General features: G+C 64.2%; 26 protein-coding genes. 14 read left to right on the top strand and 12 right to left on the bottom strand.

Going from position 1 to position 22530, the window contains the following annotated elements; genetic code table 11:
• The first annotated feature begins 10 nt into the window (after positions 1–10).
• The 4 genes from SR858_RS00575 to SR858_RS00560 all read left to right on the top strand — a co-directional run bounded on the left by SR858_RS00575 (position 11) and on the right by SR858_RS00560 (position 4422).
• On the top strand, positions 11–1054 hold the full coding sequence (locus tag SR858_RS00575; protein ID WP_026637605.1) for an aminoglycoside phosphotransferase family protein: 1044 nt from the start codon (positions 11–13) through the stop codon (positions 1052–1054).
• A 10-nt stretch (positions 1055–1064) separates the two neighbouring features.
• A complete protein-coding gene (gene murU, locus SR858_RS00570) occupies positions 1065–1799 on the top strand; it encodes an N-acetylmuramate alpha-1-phosphate uridylyltransferase MurU (RefSeq protein ID WP_019923654.1) in 735 nt (244 codons plus the stop codon).
• A gap of 143 nt (positions 1800–1942) precedes the next feature.
• Positions 1943–3199, top strand: a complete 1257-nt coding sequence (locus SR858_RS00565) for an aminopeptidase P N-terminal domain-containing protein (protein ID WP_084670125.1) — start codon at positions 1943–1945, stop codon at positions 3197–3199.
• Positions 3196–4422: an FAD-dependent monooxygenase gene (locus SR858_RS00560; protein ID WP_019923652.1), complete on the top strand. Its 1227-nt coding sequence runs from the start codon at positions 3196–3198 to the stop codon at positions 4420–4422. Before SR858_RS00565 ends, SR858_RS00560 begins: the two co-directional genes overlap by 4 nt.
• A 3-nt stretch (positions 4423–4425) precedes the next feature.
• On the opposite strand, the gene SR858_RS00555 is transcribed toward SR858_RS00560, so the two are convergent.
• From SR858_RS00555 to SR858_RS00545, 3 genes are read right to left on the bottom strand one after another with little or no spacing between them, the layout of a single operon-like run.
• Positions 4426–5895, bottom strand: a complete 1470-nt coding sequence (locus SR858_RS00555; protein ID WP_019923651.1) for an NAD(P)(+) transhydrogenase (Re/Si-specific) subunit beta — start codon at positions 5893–5895, stop codon at positions 4426–4428.
• Positions 5892–6206, bottom strand: coding sequence for an NAD(P) transhydrogenase subunit alpha (locus SR858_RS00550; protein ID WP_019923650.1), 315 nt, complete (start codon positions 6204–6206; stop codon positions 5892–5894). The genes SR858_RS00555 and SR858_RS00550 overlap by 4 nt, the downstream gene beginning before the upstream one ends.
• A gap of 15 nt (positions 6207–6221) precedes the next feature.
• Positions 6222–7334, bottom strand: coding sequence for a Re/Si-specific NAD(P)(+) transhydrogenase subunit alpha (locus SR858_RS00545; RefSeq protein ID WP_026637604.1), 1113 nt, complete (start codon positions 7332–7334; stop codon positions 6222–6224).
• A gap of 188 nt (positions 7335–7522) precedes the next feature.
• Between SR858_RS00545 and SR858_RS00540 the strand changes: the two genes are divergently transcribed.
• Entirely contained in the window at positions 7523–8020 is a 498-nt protein-coding gene (locus tag SR858_RS00540) for an NUDIX hydrolase (protein ID WP_019923648.1), read from the top strand.
• Positions 8021–8035: 15 nt separating this feature from the next.
• Positions 8036–9136: a tRNA 2-thiouridine(34) synthase MnmA gene (gene mnmA / locus SR858_RS00535; RefSeq protein ID WP_019923647.1), complete on the top strand. Its 1101-nt coding sequence runs from the start codon at positions 8036–8038 to the stop codon at positions 9134–9136.
• Positions 9137–9148: 12 nt separating this feature from the next.
• Here the strand turns inward: mnmA and SR858_RS00530 are convergent, their stop codons facing one another.
• Positions 9149–9580: a response regulator gene (locus tag SR858_RS00530; protein ID WP_019923646.1), complete on the bottom strand. Its 432-nt coding sequence runs from the start codon at positions 9578–9580 to the stop codon at positions 9149–9151.
• A 1-nt stretch (position 9581) separates the two neighbouring features.
• Positions 9582–10358 carry a 5'-3' exonuclease gene (locus SR858_RS00525; RefSeq protein WP_019923645.1) on the bottom strand — a complete coding sequence of 259 codons (777 nt, stop codon included), beginning with the start codon at positions 10356–10358 and terminating at the stop codon, positions 9582–9584.
• Between the two features lie 118 nt (positions 10359–10476).
• Between SR858_RS00525 and SR858_RS00520 the strand changes: the two genes are divergently transcribed.
• Complete coding sequence (locus SR858_RS00520; RefSeq protein ID WP_019923644.1) at positions 10477–10701, top strand: hypothetical protein; 225 nt, start codon at positions 10477–10479, stop codon at positions 10699–10701.
• Entirely contained in the window at positions 10698–11093 is a 396-nt protein-coding gene (locus SR858_RS00515; protein ID WP_019923643.1) for a type II toxin-antitoxin system VapC family toxin, read from the top strand. The genes SR858_RS00520 and SR858_RS00515 overlap by 4 nt, the downstream gene beginning before the upstream one ends.
• Positions 11094–11105: 12 nt before the next feature.
• On the opposite strand, the gene SR858_RS00510 is transcribed toward SR858_RS00515, so the two are convergent.
• On the bottom strand, positions 11106–11777 hold the full coding sequence (locus SR858_RS00510; RefSeq protein WP_019923642.1) for a glutathione S-transferase family protein: 672 nt from the start codon (positions 11775–11777) through the stop codon (positions 11106–11108).
• A gap of 178 nt (positions 11778–11955) precedes the next feature.
• On the opposite strand from SR858_RS00510, the gene SR858_RS00505 reads away from it, so the two are divergent.
• The 3 genes from SR858_RS00505 to SR858_RS00495 are packed head-to-tail and all read left to right on the top strand — an operon-like array spanning position 11956 to position 15263.
• Positions 11956–12903, top strand: a complete 948-nt coding sequence (locus SR858_RS00505; protein ID WP_019923641.1) for a serine/threonine-protein kinase — start codon at positions 11956–11958, stop codon at positions 12901–12903.
• 12 nt (positions 12904–12915) lie between these two features.
• Positions 12916–13884 carry a hypothetical protein gene (locus SR858_RS00500; protein ID WP_019923640.1) on the top strand — a complete coding sequence of 323 codons (969 nt, stop codon included), beginning with the start codon at positions 12916–12918 and terminating at the stop codon, positions 13882–13884.
• 5 nt (positions 13885–13889) lie between these two features.
• Entirely contained in the window at positions 13890–15263 is a 1374-nt protein-coding gene (locus SR858_RS00495) for an adenylosuccinate synthetase (protein WP_019923639.1), read from the top strand.
• An 11-nt stretch (positions 15264–15274) separates the two neighbouring features.
• Here SR858_RS00495 and SR858_RS00490 read toward each other — a convergent pair whose 3' ends face one another.
• Genes SR858_RS00490 through SR858_RS00480 form a run of 3 tightly spaced genes read right to left on the bottom strand, consistent with a single transcriptional unit; the run spans position 15275 to position 17747 of the window.
• Positions 15275–15562 (bottom strand): DUF6587 family protein, encoded by a 288-nt coding sequence (locus SR858_RS00490; RefSeq protein WP_019923638.1) that lies wholly within the window; start codon positions 15560–15562, stop codon positions 15275–15277.
• A gap of 1 nt (position 15563) precedes the next feature.
• Positions 15564–17474, bottom strand: coding sequence for a ferrous iron transport protein B (gene feoB, locus SR858_RS00485; protein ID WP_051120374.1), 1911 nt, complete (start codon positions 17472–17474; stop codon positions 15564–15566).
• A 6-nt stretch (positions 17475–17480) separates the two neighbouring features.
• The gene (locus SR858_RS00480; protein ID WP_019923636.1) at positions 17481–17747 is read right to left on the bottom strand and encodes a FeoA family protein; all 267 of its coding nucleotides are present in this window, start codon (positions 17745–17747) and stop codon (positions 17481–17483) included.
• Positions 17748–17998: 251 nt separating this feature from the next.
• Between SR858_RS00480 and SR858_RS00475 the strand changes: the two genes are divergently transcribed.
• Together SR858_RS00475 and SR858_RS00470 are read left to right on the top strand one after the other, a co-directional pair.
• Complete coding sequence (locus tag SR858_RS00475) at positions 17999–18220, top strand: (2Fe-2S)-binding protein (RefSeq protein ID WP_026637602.1); 222 nt, start codon at positions 17999–18001, stop codon at positions 18218–18220.
• A gap of 2 nt (positions 18221–18222) precedes the next feature.
• A complete protein-coding gene (locus SR858_RS00470) occupies positions 18223–18948 on the top strand; it encodes an energy transducer TonB (RefSeq protein ID WP_154820034.1) in 726 nt (241 codons plus the stop codon).
• On the opposite strand, the gene SR858_RS00465 is transcribed toward SR858_RS00470, so the two are convergent.
• Complete coding sequence (locus SR858_RS00465) at positions 18945–19475, bottom strand: pyridoxamine 5'-phosphate oxidase family protein (RefSeq protein WP_019923633.1); 531 nt, start codon at positions 19473–19475, stop codon at positions 18945–18947. The genes SR858_RS00470 and SR858_RS00465 overlap by 4 nt on opposite strands.
• Before the next feature lie 255 nt (positions 19476–19730).
• On the opposite strand from SR858_RS00465, the gene bfr reads away from it, so the two are divergent.
• Positions 19731–20204 carry a bacterioferritin gene (bfr, locus tag SR858_RS00460; RefSeq protein WP_019923632.1) on the top strand — a complete coding sequence of 158 codons (474 nt, stop codon included), beginning with the start codon at positions 19731–19733 and terminating at the stop codon, positions 20202–20204.
• 29 nt (positions 20205–20233) lie between these two features.
• Here bfr and SR858_RS00455 read toward each other — a convergent pair whose 3' ends face one another.
• Positions 20234–21556: an MFS transporter gene (locus tag SR858_RS00455; RefSeq protein WP_019923631.1), complete on the bottom strand. Its 1323-nt coding sequence runs from the start codon at positions 21554–21556 to the stop codon at positions 20234–20236.
• Positions 21553–22524 (bottom strand): PfkB family carbohydrate kinase, encoded by a 972-nt coding sequence (locus tag SR858_RS00450; RefSeq protein ID WP_019923630.1) that lies wholly within the window; start codon positions 22522–22524, stop codon positions 21553–21555. Before SR858_RS00450 ends, SR858_RS00455 begins: the two co-directional genes overlap by 4 nt.
• Positions 22525–22530: the final 6 nt, after the last annotated feature.

Here is a 22530-nt window from a genome sequence, read left to right as displayed (position 1 = left end):
CGCTCGCTTCATGTCTTTATTACAGAATTTAACGCCAGATGTTCGCCTGGAGGCGCTGACCGCCTGGCTGGCCACTCTTAACGTCGTCGATACCGCCTCGGCACGCCCCGCGTCGAGCGACGCCAGCTTCCGCCGTTATTTCCGTGTCAACGTTTTGCCGGAACACCAGGCCAGCCTGGGCGCCACCCTGATCGTGATGGACGCCCCGCCCGAGCGCGAAAACGTGCTGGGCTTCGTCAAAGTTGACGAAATGCTCATTCATGCCGGCGTTTCCGTGCCGCGCATCGTGGCCACCGATTACGAACGCGGCTTCATGCTGATGTCCGACCTCGGCAACACCACGTATTTGCAGGTGCTCGACCACGACAACGCCTCGGCCATGTACGCCGACGCACTGGAAGCGCTGGTCAAGTTCCAGCTCACCAGCGAACCGGACGTGCTGCCCGAGTACGACCGCGCCTTCATGGAACGCGAGCTGGGCATCTTCACCGAGTGGTACCTGGGCCGCCACCTGAAGGCCACGCTCAACGACAAACAACAGGCCGAGCTGAAAGCCGTGTTCGACGCCATACTGGCCAACGTCACGGCCCAGCAGCAGGTGTATGTGCACCGCGACTTCCATTCGCGCAACCTGATGCAGATCGATGCCGGCAACCCCGGCGTGCTGGACTTCCAGGATGCACTGTACGGCCCGATCACCTACGACGTCGTCTCGCTGCTGCGCGACGCCTACGTGCAATGGGACGAAGAACTGGTGCTGGACTGGGCCATCCGCTACTGGCAGCACGCCAAGTCGCTGGGCCTGCCGGTCAACAAGGACATCGACAGTTTCTACCAGGACTTCGAGTACATGGGCTTGCAGCGCCACCTGAAAATCCTCGGCATCTTCTGCCGCCTGCACTACCGCGACGGCAAGGACCAGTACCTGGCCGACCTGCCCACGGTGATGGACTACGTGCGCAAGACGGCCGGCCGCTACCGCGACCTGAAACCGCTGGTGCGCCTGCTCGACCTGCTTGAAGACGTGCAGCCGCAAGTCGGCTACACGTTCTGAGGCCGGGACCATGAAGGCGATGATCTTTGCCGCCGGACGCGGCGAGCGCATGCGTCCGTTAACGGACACCTGCCCCAAGCCGCTACTGAAGGTGCGCGGCCGCCCGCTGATCGTCTGGCACATTCTCGGCCTGGTGCGCGCCGGCATCACCGAGATCGTGATCAACCATGCCCACCTGGGCGACCAGATCGAAGCGACGCTCGGCGACGGCAGCAAGTACGGCGCCAAACTGCTGTACTCGCGCGAAGACACCGCGCTGGAGACGGCCGGCGGCATCGCCAACGCCCGCCACCTGCTCGGCGACGAGCCGTTCGTGGCGATCTCGGGCGACATCTACTGCCCGCATTTCGACTTCGAGCAGGTCAAGGACGTGCTGCACGACGAAGACATGTGGGGCAACCCGTACCCGGCCGACCAGCGCGACATCTGCTGGCTGTACCTGGTGCCGAATCCCGACTTCCACCCGGAAGGCGACTTCGGCTTGTCGATGTACACGCTGAACAACGACGGTACGCCGAAATTCACGTTCGGCAATATCGGTGTGTACCGGCCCGAAATGTTCGACGCCATCACGCCGGGCGACCACGCCAAGCTGGGCCCGCTGCTGCGCGCCTTCATCGACAAAAAACTCGTCGGTGGCGAAGTGTACGAGGGCGAGTGGCACAACGTGGGCACGGTGCAGCAGCTCGAGTTGCTCAACGCACCGCGCGCCGCGCTGGCGCCGGGGCCCAGGGCTGCGCAGTGACCAGGGGGGCAGCTGCTCGTCGCACGGACTGCGGCGCTGATGACGGCGCGGGCGCTCAAGTCGGCGCAGCTTGCGCCGATCGGCAGATTGCATCCTCCACTGGCGCAGGCGATCAAGTCCGCGCAGCTTGCGCCGGTCGGCAGATTGCATCCTCCACTGGCGCAGGCGATCAAGTCCGTGCAGCTTGCGCCAGTAGGCGCACGCGCCTGCTGGCGCAACTGCCACCGGGCGCGGTGGCGGTGCTGCACACGGCGCCCGAGGTGGTACGCAACGGCGACAGCCACTACCCTTACCGCCACGACAGCCATTTCTATTACCTGACCGGTTTTACGGAGCCGGAAAGCGCGCTGGTGCTCGTCGCCGCGCACGGCGATGCGCCAGCCCGAAGTCTGCTGTTCTGCCGCGCAAAAAATCCTGACCGCGAGATCTGGGATGGCTTTCGTTATGGACCGGAAGCCGCGCGTGCCGCCTTCGGTTTCGCCGAGGCATACCCGATCGAGGACCTCGACGGCGTACTGGCACAGCTGCGCGCTGGTGCGGCGGCCGCGCCGGTTGACTTGCTGCCGCTGCTGGCCGACATGCGCCTGCTGAAAGACGACAGCGAACAAGCCATCATGCAGCGCGCCGCCACCATCTCGGCGCTGGCCCACGTGCGGGCCATGCAACACGCGCGCGCGGGCATGCACGAGTATGAAATCGAAGCGGAACTGCTGTACGAGTTCCGCCGCCATGGCGCCCAGGGCCAGGCGTATCCGCCGATCGTGGCCGCCGGCGCCAACGCCTGCGTGCTGCACTACAGCGCCAACAACGCCCTGGCCCGCGACGGCGACCTGGTACTGATCGACGCCGGCTGCGAGCTCGATGGCTATGCCTCGGACATTACCCGTACCTGGCCCGTCAATGGCCGCTTTGCCGCGTCCCAGCGCCAGCTGTACGAACTGGTGCTGGCCGCGCAAAGCGCCGCCCTGGACGCCGTGGCGCCGGGCCGCCCGTACGCCGGCATCCATGCGGCAGCATTGAATGTGCTGGCGCAGGGCATGCTGGACCTGGGCCTGCTCGATAAAAACACCTGCGGCAGCGCCGCCGACGTGATTGCCGACAAGCGCCACCTGCAGTTCTACATGCACGGCACCGGCCACTGGCTGGGCCTGGACGTGCACGACGTGGGGGCCTACCGCGACCTGGGCGCCGCCGACCAACCTTCGCGCGCGCTTCAGGCGGGCATGGTGCTGACGGTGGAACCGGGCATCTACGTGCGCCCTGCTGCCGGTGTGCCCGAACAATTCTGGAACACGGGGATCCGCATCGAAGACGATGTGCTGGTCACCGCCACCGGCCACACGGTATTGAGCGCAGCCGCGCCCAAATCGGTGGCCGACATCGAAAAGCTGATGCCATGACCGACCACGATACCCCGCCCGTTACCCTGTCCTGCGATGTGGCCATTTGCGGCGCCGGCCCGGCCGGCATGGCGCTGGCCGCCCTGCTGGCCAAGCGCGGCATCCCTGCCCACCGCATCGCCCTGATCGACGCCAAGACCCTGGCCCAGGCCAGCGCCGATCCGCGCTCGCTGGCGCTGTCGTGGGGCAGCCGCCAGATTCTGGAAGACATAGGCGCCTGGCCCGTCGCCGGCACGGCAATCAACGAAATCCACGTCTCGCGGCGCGGCCAGTTCGGCCGCAGCATGATCACCAGCACCGAGCAAGGCGTGCCGGCGCTCGGCTATGTCACCCGCTACGGCGACATCGTCAAGGCGCTGGGCGCCGTGGTGGATGCGGCCGGCATCGCCACCCAGCGCCCGGCGCGGGTCGATGCGCTCGACGAACTCGATAACGAGGTGGTGCTCACCATTACCGACCTGGCGACGGGCGCGGCGCGCTCGCTTCACGCGGGCGTGGTGGTGCAGGCCGAGGGCGGCCTGTTCAACGAACAGCAGGACCGCGCCCAGCGCCGCGACTACGGCCAGACCGCGATCATCGCCCAGGTGCGCAGCAGCCGCGCCACCGCGCACCGCGCCTACGAACGCTTCACCGACGAAGGCCCGCTGGCGCTGCTGCCGCAGGGCGAGCCGCAGTTGGGTGCTCATTTGAGTGCGCAGGTGGGTGCGCATTCGGGTGCCCGGCTGGGGGAGTATTCGCTGGTATGGTGCGTGCGGCCGGCCCGCGCCGAACAATTGCTGGCACTGGACGACCAGGCGTTTCTGGCGCAACTGGGCGAAGCATTCGGCGACCGCGTGGGACGTTTTACGTACGCCTCGCCGCGCCTCGGTTTCCCGCTCGGCCTGAATGCCGATGCAAGGACCACGGCCCGCACGGTCGCCATCGGCAATGCCGCGCAGACGCTGCACCCGGTGGCGGGCCAGGGCCTGAACCTGGGCCTGCGCGACGTGACGGTGCTGGCGCGCCTGCTGGCGCAAGGCGCCACGCCGCAGATGCTGGCGCAGTTCACCGCCGCACGCCAGCAAGACCGCAGCACCACCGTGCGCCTGACCGACACCATGGCGCGCGTATTTGCCAACAACTCGCCGGCGCAGGCACTGCTGGGGCTGTCGCTGGCGGCAATCGACGTGGTGGGACCGGCGCGCAGCGTTCTGGCGGAATTGATGATGTACGGCCGGCGCTAGGCTTTACTCGACCGCCTTCACCATATCCTCGATGACCTTCTTGGCGTCGCCAAACACCATCATGGTATTAGGCTGGTAAAACAACTCGTTGTCGAGCCCCGCGTACCCCGACGCCATCGACCGCTTGTTGACGATGATGCTCTTGGCTTTATAGGCTTCCAGGATCGGCATGCCGGCAATCGGCGAACCCGGGTCCTTGGCCGCCGGATTGACCACGTCGTTGGCGCCCAGGATCAGCGCGACGTCGGCCTGGCCGAATTCGCCGTTGATGTCCTCCATCTCGAATACCTGGTCGTACGGCACCTCGGCTTCGGCCAGCAGCACGTTCATGTGGCCCGGCATGCGTCCGGCCACCGGGTGGATCGCATACTTCACGGTCACGCCCTTGTGCGTCAGTTTTTCCACCAGTTCCTTCAACGAGTGCTGGGCGCGCGCGACGGCCAGGCCGTAGCCCGGCACGATGATCACGCTCTCGGCATTGGCCATGATGAAGGCCGCGTCGTCGGCCGAGCCGGATTTGACAGGCCGCTGCTCCTTGGCGCCGCCGGCGCCGGCGTCCGCTGGCGCACCGCCAAAGCCGCCCAGGATGACGTTGAAGAACGAGCGGTTCATCGCCTTGCACATGATGTACGACAGGATCGCGCCCGAGGAACCCACCAGCGAGCCGGCGATGATCAGCATGGCATTGTTGAGCGAGAAGCCGATACCGGCCGCCGCCCAGCCGGAGTACGAGTTCAGCATCGACACCACCACCGGCATGTCGGCGCCGCCGATCGGGATGATGATCAACACGCCGAGTACGAAAGCGATCGCGGTCATGACCAGGAACGGCGTCCACGCGGGCGCCACGCCGTCGGCCAAGCAGAATGCCAGGCCCAGGCCCACCATGATCAGCGCCAGCACCAGGTTGAGCACATGCTGGCCGGCGAAGCTGACCGGCGCGCCCTGGAACAGCCGGAATTTGTATTTGCCCGACAGCTTGCCGAACGCGATCACCGATCCCGAGAACGTGATGGCGCCCACGAAGGTGCCGATGAACAGTTCGATGCGGTTACCGAATGGCAGCGCCTCGCCCACGGCGGCGATCCCGAACGCGTGCGGCTCCGACACGGCAGCAACCGCGATGCACACGGCAGCGAGACCGATCAGCGAGTGCATTGCCGCCACCAGTTCCGGCATCTTGGTCATCTCGACTTTTTTCGCCAGGATGGCGCCAATCGCGCCGCCCACCACCACGCCAACGGCCACCAGCGCCAGCCCCATGCCGCCATTGAGGCCGGCTTGCATGGCTTCCTCGCGCAGCTTGAGTATCAGGGCGATGGTGGTAATAAAGGCGATGGCCATGCCGGCCATGCCGAAGGCATTACCGGAACGCGCCGTGGCCGGCGACGACAGCCCTTTCAGCGCCTGGATGAAGCACACCGAGGCGACCAGGTACAGCATCGTCACCAGGTTCATGGTGATGAAGCTCATGGCTGGTCTCCCTTCTTCACCTTCGGCTCTTTTTTGCGGAACATCTCGAGCATGCGCTGCGTGACCAGGAAGCCGCCGAACACATTGACAGCGGCCAGCGCCACCGCCACCGTGCCGGCCACCTGGCCCACGATGCCTTCGGTGAGCGCCGCGGCCAGCATGGCGCCGACGATGATGATCGCCGAGACGGCGTTGGTCACCGCCATGAGCGGCGTATGCAGCGCCGGGGTCACGGTCCAGACCACGTGGTAGCCGACATAGATGGCCAGCACGAAGATAATCAGGTTGATGATGGTGTGGCTCACTTCCATGGCGTGTCCCCTTTGTTATGTTCTGAGCAGCTGGCCGTCCGCGCACAGCAGCGTGGCCTTGATGATCTCGTCCTCGCGGTCGATGACCAGTTGATCGTCCTTGTCGATGATCAGCTTGAGGAAGTCGAGCACATTGCGCGCGTACAGCGCCGAGGCATCGGCCGCCACCAGCGTGGCCAGGTCGGGTTCGCCGACGATGTGCACGCCGTGTTTGATCACGGTTTTGTTCAGCTCCGACAGCGGGCAGTTGCCGCCCTGGGATACCGCCAGATCGACGATCACGGAACCGGGCTTCATCGCCTTGACCGTGTCTTCGGAAATGAGTACCGGCGCCGGGCGACCGGGGATCAGCGCGGTGGTGATGATGATGTCGGCCAGCTTGGCGCGTTCATGCACCAATGCGGACTGGCGCGCCATCCAGTCGGGCGGCATTGACCGCGCGTAGCCGCCCACGCCCTTGGCGATTTCGCGCTCCTCGTCGGTGAGAAAGGGCACGTCGATGAACTTGGCGCCGAGCGACTCCACCTGCTCTTTCACCGGCGGACGCACATCGGACGCCTCGATCACGGCGCCCAGGCGCTTGGCCGTGGCAATCGCCTGCAGGCCGGCCACGCCCACGCCCATGATCAACACGCGCGCCGCCTTGACCGTGCCGGCGGCCGTCATCAGCATGGGCATGAAGCGCTGGTATGTATTGGCCGCGATCATCACCGCCTTGTAGCCGGCGATGTTCGCCTGCGACGACAGCACGTCCATCGACTGCGCGCGCGTGATGCGCGGCACGGCTTCCAGTGCCAGCGCGCGCAGGCCGGCGGACGCCATGGCGGCATTGTTGGCCGCGTCAAAAGGGTTGAGCATGCCGATGACGACCGTGCCGGGCTTGATCAGCGCGCGCTCTTCCTCGCTGGGCGCGCGTACCTTGAGCACCACGTCGGCGCCGAAGGCCTCGGCCGCGCCAGCGATTTGCGCGCCAGCCGCCGCGTAGGCGTCGTCGGTGATGGAGGCGGCCAGACCGGCACCCGCCTGCACGATCAGTTGATGTTTCGCAGATAACTTCTTGATGGTTTCAGGGGTTGCTGCCACCCGGGTCTCCCCCGGCCTGGTCTCGGCCGGTATGCCTATTCTCATGGTGCCCCCAATGATTAATAAACTGACTAGCCAATCTAACACGGTTTTTTGCGCAAAAGTCGTTATCTGGCGTTGTTTATCACATGAAACGTTGCGTAAGTTCAAAGCAAATGCTGTTTTTAACGACAGTGGTTTCAAACCAAATCGGCGGAACAGGCTAAAATGTCGGCTCTTTTCAAGGATGACTCATGCCGCGTATCTGGAAACCCTCTGTTACTGTTGCCGCCATCGTCGAAAAAGACGGCAAGTTCCTGCTGATCGAAGAAGAGACCAGCGACGGCATCCGCATCAACCAGCCTGCCGGCCATCTCGACCCCTACGAATCGCTGGAACAGGCCGTGATCCGCGAGACGCTGGAGGAAACCGCGTACGACTTCACACCCACCGCGCTGGTGGGCATGTATATGTCGCGCTACACCTCCAACCGCACCGGCGAGGAAGTAACGTACCTGCGCTTTACCTTCTGCGGCGTGCCGGGCGCGCAGCACGACCGCCCGCTCGACGAAGGCATTCTGCGCACCATGTGGCTCACGCGCGACGAACTGGCCGCCTGCGCCGACCGTCACCGCAGCCCCACGGTACTGCAATGCGTGGACGAATACCTGGCCGGCATCCGCGCACCGCTTGAATTGATACAGACCCACGCTTCCGTGTACAAAGAAGCCGTGAGTACCGCTATTGGATAGACAAGGATTGATGTAATGAGCAAGAAAAAAGTCGTGATCGGTATGTCGGGCGGGGTCGATTCCTCGGTCGCGGCGTGGATGCTCAAGGAGCAGGGCTACGACGTGGTGGGCCTGTTCATGAAGAACTGGGAAGACGACGACGATTCCGAATACTGCTCCACGCGCCAGGACTGGATCGACGCGGCCAGCGTGGCCGACGTGATCGGCGTGGACATCGAAGCGGTCAACTTCGCCGCCGAATACAAGGACCGCGTGTTCGCCGACTTCCTGCGCGAATACCAGGCCGGCCGCACGCCGAATCCCGATGTGCTGTGCAACGCCGAAATCAAGTTCAAGGCTTTTCTCGATCACGCCATGCACCTCGGCGCGGACCTGATCGCCACCGGCCACTATGCGCGCGTGCGCCAGAACGGCGAGAAGTTCGAGTTATTGAAAGCCGTCGATCACACCAAGGACCAGAGCTACTTCCTGCATCGTCTGAACCAGTCGCAGCTGTCGCGCACCCTGTTCCCGCTTGGCGAAATCCCGAAAACCGAAGTGCGCCAGATCGCCGAAAAGCTGGCCCTGCCCAACGCCGCCAAGAAGGATTCGACCGGTATCTGTTTTATCGGCGAGCGCCCGTTCCGCGAATTTCTGAACCGCTACCTGTCGTACAAACCGGGCCCGATGAAAACCCCGGACGGCAAGGTGGTGGGCGAACACGTGGGCCTGTCGTTCTACACGCTGGGCCAGCGCAAGGGCATCGGCGTGGGCGGCATGAAGGCGTACAAGAATCCCGACGGCAGCAGCGACGCCTGGTACGTGGCGCGCAAGGACGTGGCCGAGAACACGCTGTACATCGTGCAGGGCCACGACCATCCGTGGCTGCTGTCGTCCACGCTGCGCGCCGACCAGGCCAGCTGGATTGCCGGCGAGGTGCCCTCCCCGCGCGCGCTGTCTGCCAAGACCCGCTATCGCCAGGCCGACGTGGCGTGCGAAGTCGCGCCCGAGGGCGACTCGGACTTTGCGTTGCGGTTCATGGAAGCCCAGTGGGCGGTCACGCCGGGGCAGTCGGCCGTGCTGTATGACGGCGATGTTTGCCTCGGGGGCGGCATCATCGACAGCTCCACCACTTAAAGCGTCCTCTGGTTATTCGGTAGCGGCGCTGTCTTCTTCCGGCTTGGGCGCCAGGGCTGCCATCGCGGCGCGCTGGCGCTTGACCATCGCGATCACCACGTTGCGTATGGTATTGAGGACCGTGTCGGCCTTGAACGGCTTGACGATGAAGCCGTTGACGCCCATCGCGTGGGCGGACTGGATGGTGGCCGCGTCGAGCTGGCTCGAGACCATGAATACCAGCGCCTTGGGCCACTTGGCCTTGATCTCGCGCATGCCGTCGAGATCGTTTTCCACCTGTTCCAGCGCGATGCACACGATGTGCGGATTGTGCTTGATCATCAAGGCCACGCCGGCCGCGCACGTGTGGGCCTGCCCCGCCACGTCGTAACCGCCATCCTGCAACACCGTATTGAGCAGGCCGCGCGCGACCGCGCTCGAATCGATAATTATCGCTTTTAACATCTTAAAACTGCTCCCAGGCCAGCATATTCCAGGTGACGCCGACCGTTACGTCGGTTTTCAGCGCCACCAACTGTCGAGAAAGATACAGCATTTCACGTTCTTTTCGTAAAGTTTCACCCAGAGAATCTTTAAGGATGCCGGCGCCGGCCATGATGGCGTCCAGGGTGCCGTAAGTACGCAACAGGCGGGCAGCGGTTTTCACGCCCACCTTCGACACGCCGGGAATCGAATCGGTGACATCGCCCATCAGCGCCAGCAGATCGGGCAATTGCTCGGGCGGCACGCCCCACTTGCGCTCGACCCAGGCGTGGTCGTGCCACTCGCCCTTGAAATGGTCCCACACGCGGGCGCCGTGTGCGATCAGGCCGTGCAGGTCCTTGTCGGTGCTGGCGACGGTGGCGTCGCCGCGGCTGTCGGCCAGCCAGCGCAGCACCACGGTGCCGATCACGTCGTCGGCCTCCACCTCGGGTACGCACACCACGTGCATGCCGATGCCGCGCAGCTTGTCGTAAAACGCCGGCAGCGCCGCGCGCAGCGGCTCGGGCATCGGCGCCCGGCCCGCGCGGTAGCCGGCAAACAGGTCGTGGCGCCAGGTGCGTCCGCCGAAGTCGAACGCGGGCAGCACGTGGGTGGGCTGGTGGTCGTTGATCAGGTTGCGCAGCGAAGAAAACGCGTGGCGCAGCGCGATCTCGGCCTTCTCGGGGCTGTCAGGTTCGGGGCTGGCTTCATAGACACGGCGCACGATATTGAGGCCGTCGATGGCAAGGAGTCTACCCATGTTAAACGTGGTCCGGGCTACTTGGTGAAGCCGCCATTTTAACCGAGCGGGGTGCGGTAGCGCTTGCTTGAAATCGGTGACAGATAGCGTAACATCAACCTATCCTACGGAGGCGATCATGTGGCCCACCATTGCTTTGGAAGAGTTTCTGGCAGACCCGCAGAAGGCGCTTAAAAAAATCGCGGCGTCCAGCGACATCTATTTCATTACCGAAAACGGCAAGCCGATACTCGATATCCGTCCCTTCCGCTCGGTGCCAAACGAAAAAATGCGCGGCAGCGTATTGGCCGAAGGCAACATCGTGTCGCCGATTGAAGCTGACGGCTATGCGCCCTTCCGATGATACTGCTCGATACTCACGCGTTGATTTGGTGGTTTGAAGGCAGCCCCAAGCTTTCTCTCGCCGCCAAAGCGGCGATTGAAAATGCCCAGCGGCTCAGCCGGGTCACGATTTCGTCGCTATCGTGCTGGGAAATTGCGCTACTGAACGCGCACGGAAGAATCCATTTATCGACCGAATTGCACAACTGGATTAAGGCGATCCAAAAGCTTCGACGGGTTCGTTTCATTCCCGTGGACAACCACATCGCCGTGGCCTCAGTTGAACTGCCAGGCCAGTTTCACAAAGATCCCGCCGACCGCATCATCGTCGCCACCGCGCTGACGATGAATATTCCACTGGTCACAATCGATCAGAAAATCCGCGCCTACCCTCACGTGCGCACCATCTGGTAATAACACCCCGAGTTACTTCAGCAACGCATACTCTCCACCACGCTCAATCGCCCGCTTATAGGCAGGACGCGCATGAATGCGCTCGAGAAAGCTCATCAACCGGGGGCGACTGCTGTCGAGGCCGGCGCGGGCGGCGGCTGCTTCCAGCGGGAAGCTCATCTGGATGTCGGCGGCGGTGAATTCGGCGCCGGCAAACCATGGCGACCTGGCCAGTTCGGCTTCGAGGTAGTCGAGGTGAGAAGCGATTTGCGGTTCGATATACGTGCCCTTGACCTTGCGGGCGATGCCGCGCGTGATCGGCTTCACAAAAAACGGCGCCGGGCTGGTTTCCACGCGATCAAACACCAGCTTCATCAACAGCGGCGCCATGGCCGAGCCTTCGGCGTAGTGGAGGAAATAGGTCCAGCGGCGGCGATCCTCGGTGCCGGCAGGCGGCACCAGGCGGCCGTTGCCGTAGGTATCGACCAGGTACTCGACGATGGCGCCCGATTCGGCCACCACCACGCCGTTGTCGACAATCACCGGCGACTTGCCCAGCGGGTGGATGGCCCGCAGTTCGGGCGGTGCCAGCATGGTCTTGGCGTCGCGCTGGTAGCGCACGATCTCGTAGTCCAGTCCCAGTTCTTCCAGCAGCCAGAGCACGCGCTGCGAGCGCGAATTATTGAGGTGGTGAACGACGATCATGTGGATTCCAAAAAAGAACGGCCGTGCCGCGATATGCCTAGCTTAGCATTTCTGGCACGATTGCACTGCTGGCCGATCGGGAGAATATGCAGCGCTCCGGGCCGATGATTGGCAAACGAGCAACCCTTTCCGATAAAACAAGGTATGATCGACCAGTGATCCAGTACCGGGTTGTCGCATGATCTTTGTCTCCCTCAATTGCCCGCAGTGCGGCGCCTCGTTGCCGTCCTCGGCGCGCTGGCGCACCGTGCAATGCCTGTACTGTTCGGCCATCGTCTCGCCCCAGGTCCGCACCATCCTGGCGGCCGATTTCCGCGCCGCGTACGAGCGTTCGCTGGCGGACGACAACGCTGCCAGCCACATCGTCTGCGCCGGCCAGCGCTACCGCATCATCACTCCCCTGACGTCCAGCGCCAGCGTGCTGCTGGCACAGCGTATCGGCGCCGGCCCGGAGCGGGTCGTGATCAAACTGTCGCAGTCACCGCACGCCTTGCAACACGAAGCAGCGATCCTGCACCAGCTGCAAGCTGCGGCCATTCCCGGCGCCGCGTATTTTTCACAGCGCCTGCCGCAACTGGTCGCGCAAGGCGCAGCCACCGGCAACGTGGCAGCGGGCGCGCAGGCGCTGGTGCTGCGCCACCCGGTCGGATACTGGGGCAGCCTGGCCGACGTGCGGCGCCATTACCCGGGCGGCATCGACCCGCGCCACGCCGTGTGGATGTGGCGCCGCATGCTCGAAGTGCTGGGCTATGTGCACGCCGCTGGCTGGGCGCATGGCCGCCTGGCCCCGGAACACCTGCTGGTCCATCCCGCCGATCACGGCATCCTGATCATCGGCTGGGCAGGCGCACAGCGGCTAAGCGTCAAAGCCACGGCAGCGCGCGACCTGATGCAGGCTGCGTGGTCGATCCGCAGCCTGCTTGACGGTAGCGGCGACGATGGCAATGAGCCGCCGATTGCCGCCGCCGTACCGGCGCCGCTGGCCACGCTGCTGCGCCGCGCCAGCGAAGACGCCCACTGGTGCGCGCGGCACGGCGCCGCCGGCATCGACCAGGCGCTCAAGACCGCCGCCGTGGCCGCGTTTGGCCCGCCGCGGTTTCTCCACTTTACCCCCACCCCTCGCTGACAAGGAGCTTCCATGGGACACGGAAATTATTCGCAGGCGGCCCACGCCGCCATCATCGCCGACCGCGCCAACGACGCGCACCGCGAAGTATTTACCCAGCGCCAGTGCCACCCGCTGATGAATCCGCACGGCATGGGCGTGCGCGAGGCGCGCGACAGCGCCGACCACCCGCACTCGCTCGGCATTGTGTTCGCGCTGGACGTCACCGGGTCGATGGGTGCGATTCCCAACAGCCTGGCCACCCGCGAGCTGCCCACCTTCATGGCCTTGCTTACCGCGTGCGGCGTACGCGACCCGCAACTGCTGTTCATGGCAATTGGCGACGCCACGTCCGACGACGCCGCGCTGCAAGTGGGCCAGTTCGAATCGACCGCGCAGCTGATGGACCAATGGCTGACCTGGAGCTATCTCGAAGGCGGCGGCGGTGGCACCGGCGAAGAAAGCTACGAGCTGGCGTTCTACGTGGCGGCGCAGCACATGGAAATGGATTGCTGGACCAGGCGCCGCAAGAAGGGCTATCTGTTCCTGACCGGCGACGAGCATCCGTACCCGGCCGTGTCTCGCCACCAGATCGATACGCTCATCGGCGACAAGCTCGATGAAGATATTCCGATCGCGGAAGTGATCGCGGCAGCGGCCGAAACCTTCCACATCTTTTTCCTGGTGCCGGACCTCCAGCGCCGCAAGAACTGCGAACGGCGCTGGCGCGATCTGCTAGGGGACCGCGTGATCTGCACGGAGGCGCCGGAAGATGCCTGCGCGGTGGCCGCCTCGCTGGTGGCGCTCACCGAAAAATCGGTCGCCGGCATCGATGCCCTGGCGCCCACGCTGGCCGCCAACGGCATTGCCGGCGACCGGATTTCCGCCATCATCCGCGCAGTCCGCCCTTACGCCGCACTCGGTGATCCGGACGCCGCTGCCCACGGCATGGGCGGCGCGGCAGTCGGCGGCAGCAGCTGGTGGCGCCGCCTGTTCGGTTGAGCGCGATGGCAACCCGGCTGGTGTCGGTCCAGGGACTGGGTTTTGGCGACTGCGGCAAGGGCCTGTTCATCGATGCGCTGTGCCGCGCCATGCAGGCCCACACCGTGGTGCGCTTCAATGGCGGCGCCCAGGCGGCGCACAACGTGGTGCTGCCCGATGGCCGCCACCACACGTTTTCCCAGTTCGGCGCAGGCAGCTTCCATCCGGGCGTGCACACGCTGCTGGCCTTTCCGGTCATCGTCCACCCCACCGCGCTGCTGGTCGAGAGCAGCTACCTGCAGCGCGCCGGCGTCACCGATGCCCTGCAACGGCTGGTCATCGATGCCCGCTGCCGCCTCACCACGCCGTTTCACCAGGCGGCCGGGCGCATGCGCGAGCTGGCGCGCGGCGCCGCCGCTCATGGCAGTTGCGGCGTGGGCGTGGGCGAAACCGTCCGCCACGACCTGGCGCATCCCGAACTCACGCTGCGCTATGCTGATCTGCTCACGCCCGTCCGCGCGCTCGACAAACTGGAAGCGCTCCGCACCACCCTGCTTGCAGCAGTGTCCCACGACGGCGCCCCGGACGACGTGCGCACCGGCTGGCACGAGGAGCAGGCAGTGCTGCGCGATGGCGCGCTGGCGCGCCGCTGGCTGGAGCAGGTGCAGCGACTAGCGCGGCATGCGCCGCCCGCGCCGCATGCAGACGTGGCGGCCCGGCTGCACCTGCCCGGCACCGTGCTGTTCGAAGGTGCGCAAGGCGTTCTGCTCGACGAGTGGCGCGGCTTCCACCCGTACACCACCTGGAGCACCATCCATACGTCGGCAGTCGAAGCGGTGGCCGTTGACGCCGGCCAGCACGGCCGCATTACCCACCTGGGCGCGATGCGCAGTTACCTGACGCGCCACGGCAACGGCCCGTTTCCCAGCCACGACCCGCGCCTGGACCTGCTGCCGGAGCCGCACAATGCGGCGGGCGGCTGGCAGGGAATTTTTCGGCGCGGCCATCCCGACCTGGTGCTGCTGCGCTATGCGCTGGCAGCGATCGGCCGGCTCGATGGCTTGCTGGTCAGCCATCTCGATGCGTTCGACCGGGCGCCGCAACTGCGCTGGTGCGAGGGATACGAGGTGGCGCATGGGGCGGACAAAGCGCAGCTATGCCAGCGCAATGCTCAGGATGCAGTCATCGGCCTGCATCAGGGCGCCAGGGGCGACCTGGAACACCAGGCAGATCTGACGGCGCTCTTGCAGCAGGCTGCGCCAAGGCTGGCGGCGCAGCCCATCGCCAGCGCGGCGCAGTTTATCGAACAACTGGAACAGGTGGCCGGCCTGTCGGTGGCGTGGGGCGCCTTTGGCCCCACGTGGCAGACGGTACGAAGCTTGAAGACTGATCGGCTCTGAGCGAGCGCAGATCAGCGCTGCACGTGCAGCGGAATCACGCGCTTGAGCGGCTGCGACGTATCGCCGGCGGAACCGGCCACCGGTGCAGCCTTGTCATCGGTGCCGCACGAGCCGCACGAGCCGCAGCCGCTGCCGCAGTCGGGCGTGGTCTTGAAGAATTTGGCGGCCTGGTCCTGGTTGACGCCACGGCGCGCCAGGAAGTACACGATCTGCCGGCGCCAGGCGGCCGGGAGATACCTGGTACTGAAGTGCAGCAAGGCTGCCGCCACGATCACCGCCACGATAAGGTTCTGCCACATATCAGCCTCCGATGATTGCCGTCGAGATGCGGAACGTGAGGAATGCCGCCACGTACGCCAGCGCAAACAGATAACCGGCCATGAACCACGCAGCTTTGACGCTGTTGGTTTCACGGCGGACCGTACTCAGGGTGGCCAGGCACTGCGGCGCAAACACGAACCACGCCAGCAGCGACAGCGCCGTTGGCAAGCCCCAGCTGGCGGCCAGCACCGGCGCCAGCGAATTGGCCAGCTCGTCGCCGGTCTGCGACATCGCATACACGGTGCCCAGGGCGCCCACTGCCACTTCGCGCGCGGCCATGCCGGGCACCAGCGCGATGCAGATTTGCCAGTTGAAGCCAATTGGCGCGAAGATGTATTCGAGGCCGCGACCGATGATGCCCGCCACGCTGTAGTAGATGGCCGGCTGGGTGGCGCCTTCCGGCGCGTCCGGGAACGAACTCAGTGCCCACAGGATGATGGTGAGACTGAGGATAATGGTACCGACGCGGGTGACGAAAATCTTGGCGCGCTCCCACAGGCCCAGCGCCAGGTTGCGCAGGTGCGGCCAGTGGTAGGCCGGCAGTTCCATCATCAACGGGTGCTTGCCCTTGCCGCCCATGGTGCGCTTCATCACGTACGCCACCAGCATGGCCGAGACGATGCCGGCCACGTACAGGATGAACAGCACCAGGCCTTGCAGGTTCATGATGCCAAGCACTTCGCGGCTCGGGATGAAGGCGGCGATTACCAGCGCATACACGGGCAGGCGCGCGGAACACGTCATCAACGGCGCGATCATGATGGTGACAAAACGGTCGCGCCGGTTTTGAATCGTGCGCGCGGCCATCACGCCGGGAATCGCGCAGGCAAAGCTCGACAGCAGCGGGATGAAGGCGCGGCCCGACAGGCCCACGCCGCCCATCAGGCGGTCGAGCAGGAAGGCGGCGCGCGGCAGGTAGCCGCAGTCCTCGAGCATGAGGATGAAGAAGAACAGGATCAGGATCTGCGGCAGGAATACCAACACGCCGCCCACGCCGCCGATGATGCCATCGACCAGCAGGCTGCGCAGGTGGCCTTCCGGCACATACTCGCCCAATACCGCACCCAGGTGCTCGAAGGCGCCGGTGATCATGTCCATCGGCGTGGCGGCCCAGCTGAACACGGCCTGGAACACGAAGAACATCAGTACGGCCAGGATGATCGGGCCGACCACCGGGTGCAGCACCACGCTGTCGATTTTTTCGGACGTGGACGATGCTTCGTCGTCGCCGCTGACAGCGGCGGCGATGATGCGGCGCACTTCGCGCTGGGTCTCTTCCACCGACACCGCGTCGATGGCCGACAGCGGCTTGGTGACGACCTGCGGCAGCGGCAGCATGGTATCGAGCGCGGCGACCAGCGCCTTTTCGCCGCCCGGCTGCACAGCCACGGTTTCCACCACCGGCATGCCCAGCTCCTGCGACAGGCGCGCGGTGTCGATGACGACGCCGCGTTTTTTGGCCACGTCGACCATGTTCAGCGCCAGCAGCATGGGCAGGCCCAGGCGCTGCACCTCGAGCACCAGGCGCAGGTTCAGGCGCAGGTTGGTGGCGTTGACCACGCACACCAGCACGTCCGGCGCGGCGTCGCCCCGGCGCAGGCCGGCCACCACGTCGCGCGTGATCGCTTCGTCCGGGGTGTGGGCGGTGAGGCTGTAGGCGCCCGGCAGGTCGAGCACGCGGTACGTGTGGCCGGCCTGCGAATTGAAGGCACCTTCCTTGCGTTCGATGGTCACGCCGGCGTAGTTGGCCACTTTCTGGCGTGCGCCGGTCAGGCGGTTGAACAGCGCGGTCTTGCCGCAGTTGGGATTACCCAGCAGGGCCACGACAGGTGGCAGGGCATTGGCCGGTGCGTTATGAACACCAGGCACCGTTTTTTCTACGACAGCCATTAGTAATTATTCCGGTTGGATCGAAATCAGCGCAGCTTCGAAGCGGCGCAAGGCAAAGGTGGAGTTGCCCACCTTGATGGCGAGCGGTTCGCCGCCGGGCATGCCGCGCTTGAGCAGGCGGACCTTTTCGCCGGGCACGAAACCGAGTTCCATCAGGCGGCGCGACAGCGACACGCCGTCTTCGGCGACATCGCCGGCGGCGACCTGGGTGACGATGGCCGAGGCGCCGACAGCGAGCGCATCGAGAGTAAGGAAGGGAACAGCTTGCGTCATATGCTAAATCCAGGCTGGTGAGTCGGCACTTGTCGGCTGCGCGCAACAAACTTTTAGTGCGGCAAAGAACAGGATACTAGCATTATATTCGTTAATGCGAATGACTACTATTTAGGCTTGCATCCGCAACGGAACTGAGGCAGTATACGGCTAATGATAATGATTCGCATTAAGTTGGTAGCAATCTTATTAAAAACCAACTTTCGCAGTCACCCAACCCGCAATAGCGAGCCTAGCCAGAAGGTGCATCAATGATTGTATGTGTCTGCAACAACATATCTGATCGTGAAATCCGTCAAGCCATGGAGTTTGGCATCACGTCGATGGAAGAACTGCGCCGCGATCTCGGCGTTGCCACCTGCTGCGGCCAATGCTTCAGCTGCGCCGAAGACATTTTGAACGAGCACCTGGCCACCGCGCAGGCTGCCGCCATCGAAGAAACTGTGCTCAAGCGCCCAGTGTTTACCAACTAATTATGAATACAATGCTCTATGAACGGACCGCGAGCGCGATGTCCGTGGATGGCTCCGGCCTGATGTGGCGCGCCCGGCGGTTGTGGCGCGTGCGCGGACGCAAGGCAGCCCCACTGGCCGCGATTGTCGCAGTACATGGAGTGCTGTTCTGGATGATGAGCACTGGCATGCTCAACAAGGTGGCGCAAGCCGTCATGCCCAAGGTGGTCACGGTCAGCTTCGTGGCGTCGCCAGAGCCGCTCAAGCCGCCGCCGGAACCGAAGATCGTGCCGATGGTTGTGCAAGTGCCGAAGTTTATTCCGCCGATGCCGGTCCTGCCCACGCCGCAAACGCAGCCGACCATCACGGTCGCACCGCCCTCGCCGCGTAACGCCGAGCCGACCCCGCCCGCTACACCGGTGGCTGTCACCACGCCCACGCCGACACCGCCGGCGCCTGCACCAGCTGCACCGAAGACCATCCACGGCGCCGACTATATCCGCGCGCCGCAACCGGTCTATCCCAACATTGCCCGCCGCATGGGCGAAAGCGGCACCGTGCTGCTGCGCGTGCTGATCAACGTAAAGGGCGAGGCCGAGCAAGTGCTGATTCAAAAATCGTCAGGCTCGACCAACCTCGACGAAGCCGGCCGCCAGGCCGTGCTGCGCGCGTTGTACAAGCCGTATATCGAGGATGGCAAGGCCATCCCCGTTTATGCGCTGGTGCCGATCAATTTCCAGCTCGGTTAAATATCCAAACGGCCCTCGATGGAATCATCGAGGGTCTTCCCCGTCACCGCCCCCACCAGCATCTTCACCCCTGCCACAGCACGTCCGTGCTTGGTATCCCAATAGTAGCCGTAGGTCGGCGCGAACTTGATCAGCGTGATGCGCGGATCGTCCTCGCCTTCGGTGAACCACGTCTTCAGCGTAAAGTTCCACAATTCCTTTTGCTTGACCGGATCGCGCAGCACGGTGGCGATGCCTTCGAGGTGCAGGAACTCGTGCGATGCGCCCTGGAAGTACAGCGTGGCCGACGGGTCGGCGGCCAGTTCGCGGTTTTTCAAGCTGTCGCTGGCGCTGAAGAACCAGAGGTTGCCCAGGTCATCCACCTGCATCGTATGCATCGGGCGGGTGTCGCCGGGGCCGCCGGCATCGCTGGTGCAGAAGAAGCATTCCGGGGTGCTGTCGACCAGGTCGCGAATCTTCTTGATGGCGTCCTGGCCCATCAAATCTTCGTGGTTGTGTTCCGGCTGGTTGGCGTTGATCGAATCCATGGGGCGCTCCTGTTGGGTGAAAAGTTCGAACACCCATACTAGCCTTGAGCGCGTGCGCACTAGGTTGGCTGCTTCACACACAGCCAAACCCGCGCAAACGACGTCAGATGCGCATGCTAATTGTTCTCATTATTCTCACTGGTCTCGTTACGCGCAATTAAATACGTATTTCCTGCATTTAAGCGAAATTAACTTCACATCGCAGCGAAGTTCGTGGCAGAATGCGGTCATTGTAACCATTTGAGAAAGCCGCATATGAAGGGCGACGCCGACGTTATCCGCTTGCTGAACGCACAGCTGACCAATGAACTGACTGCTATCAACCAGTACTTCCTGCACGCGCGCATGTACCGCCACTGGGGCCTGGAAAAAATCGCGAAGAAGGAATACGAAGAATCGATCGGCGAAATGAAGCACGCCGACAAACTGATCGACCGCATCCTGATGCTCGACGGCCTGCCGAATCTGCAAGCCATGCACAAGATCATGATCGGCGAGAACACCGAAGAAATGATCGGCTGCGACCTGAAGCTGGAAAAAGCCGCCCACATCACGGTCAAGGAAGGCATCGCCACCGCCGAGAAAGTCGGCGACTATGTCTCGCGCGACCTGCTGCTGATGATCCTGGAAGACACCGAAGAGCACATCGAGTGGCTGGAAACCCAGCAAGACCTGATCGCCAAGGTCGGCATCCAGAACTACCTGCAAAGCCAGATGCACAGCGAGTAAGAAACTGCACGACCCATCGGGCAGTTTCATCAGGCCGCAGCCGGAATCATTTCCGCCTGCGGCTTTTTAATTTTCACGAACAGCACCGCCACCGCGCCGCACAGCATCAGCACGCCGGCCAGGCGTATCACGTTTTCCGGGTTGCCGCCCAACAGGCTGCGGTAGTACAGCGGCAGCGTGAAGATCTGGATGATCATCGGTAGCACGATGAACATATTGAAGATGCCCATGTACACGCCGGTGCGCTCGGGCGGTATGCAGCCCGCCAGCATCACGTACGGATTACCCATGATGCTGGCCCACGCCAGGCCGATGCCGATCATCGGCACGAACAGCAGCGCCTCGGAGTGGATTGACGGAATGCTCATCATGGCAAAACCGGCCAGGGTCAGGCACACGCTGTGGGTGATCTTTGGACCGTAGCGGCGCGTGAATGGCACCAGGGCCAGTGCACCGACAAACGCGATGAAGTTATAGAACGCCCCCACCTGCCCGGCCAGCAAACCGGCATCGCGGAAGCCCTGCGAGGCCTGGTCGGTGGTGCCGTACAAGGTGGTGGACAGCGACAGCATGATGTACTGCCAATAGCAGAACATCGCATACCACTGGAACAGTTTTACCCAGGCCAGCTGGCGCATGGTCTCCGGCATCTCGCGCACGGCGGTGACGATGTCGCCCAGCGTGTGGCGCCAGCCCACCGGGCGCGAACGGATCTCGGCCAGCTCCACCGGCGTCAATGGATGCTCGGGCGTGGTTTTGAGGGTCCACAGCACCGACGTGATCGAGAACACGGCGCCGATCATGAAGGCGGCAATCACGATGTGCGGAATATGGCTGCCGTTGACGGCGTCCTTGTTCATGCCCATCCACACCAGGAGCGACGGCGTCAGGTAAGCGAGCGTCTGTCCCAGCCCGGTAAACGCGCTTTGGGTGAGGAAGCCGAGCGAATGCTGTTTCGGCGCGAGCTTGTCGGAGACGAACGCGCGGTACGGCTCCATGGTGACGTTGTTGGCAGCGTCCAGGATCCACAGCAGGCTGGCAGCCATCCACAAGGTGGGACTGAACGGCATGGCCAAGAGGCCCAGGCTGCACAGGATGGCGCCGATCAGGAAGTACGGCGTGCGCCGGCCCCAGCGCGTGACGGTGCGGTCGCTCATGGCGCCGATCAGCGGCTGCACCAGCAGGCCCGTCATCGGGCCGGCCAGCCACAGGTACGGCAGGCTCGCTTCGTCGGCGCCCAGGTACTTGTAGATGGGACTCATGCTGCTCTGCTGCAGGCCAAAGCTGAACTGGATCCCGAAGAACCCGATGTTCATGTTGACGATCTGCCAGAACGACAGGTGCGGCTTCATGCGGCCACTCCCAGGTCCGCTGCCGGTGGGAGCACCTGCCCCGCGTGCCAGGCGGCCAGCCACGGCGCATAGAAACCGATATCGTTCGGCACCGCGCCGGCCACGCCGCAGATGGCGCCGGCAAACGCGTTGGCGCGCGCCAGGGTCAAAGGCAGCGGCCAGCCCTGCGCCTGGCCGTACAGGAACACGGCCGAAAACGCGTCGCCGGCGCCGACGGTGTCGACGATATGCGCTGGCGCATGGCACTGCTGGTTGATGGTGACGGTGCCGTCGGCCTCGAAGACGATCGCGCCGCGCTCGCCGAGCGTGACGATCAGGGTTTGCAGGTTAAAGGTGCGCATCAGCGCCTGGCAGGCGTCGACCATCTCGCGGCTATCGACCGATTTGGTGCCGGGCTGGGTGTGGGTGTACCACTTGAACAGGTCCTTCAGTTCCTCCTCGTTGACCTTGACGATGTCGGCCAGGTGCAGCGACTCGAACGCGCAGCGCTCGGTCACCTGGCCGTCGCGCACGTTCAGGTCCAGGTAGCGCTGGGCCTTCGAGGCATCGAGCATGGCGCGCACGGTGGCGCGCGAGGTCTCGTGGCGCTGGGCCATGGTGCCGAAGTACAGCACCGACGGCTTTGAGGCCGCCAGCGCGGCCAGGGCCGGGGCGGCGGCGACGTAGTCGTAGGCCTGGTCGGGCAGGATGATGAAGCGATGGCCGGCTTCGTTGCGCTCGACCACCACGCGGCCGGTCGCTTCCAGGGCGTCGATTTGCAGGCCCGCCTCGGTCATGCCGAAACGCTCGAACTCGCGCCGCACCAGCGCGCCGTTTTTATCTTCACCGATGCGGGTGACCATCAGGGTCGCCACGCCGAAAGCGGCCAGGTTGCGCGCCACGTTGAACGGTGCGCCGCCCACCACCTGTTCGGTGATGAAGTCGTCCACCAGCGATTCGCCGAATACGGCGATGGTTTGTTGGTTCATGCTTGT

This window comes from Duganella zoogloeoides (genome assembly GCF_034479515.1).
Lineage (GTDB): Bacteria > Pseudomonadota > Gammaproteobacteria > Burkholderiales > Burkholderiaceae_D > Rugamonas > Rugamonas zoogloeoides.
The sequence above is the reverse complement of the archived record's forward strand: the minus strand, read 5'-3'. Positions and strand labels throughout refer to the sequence as shown.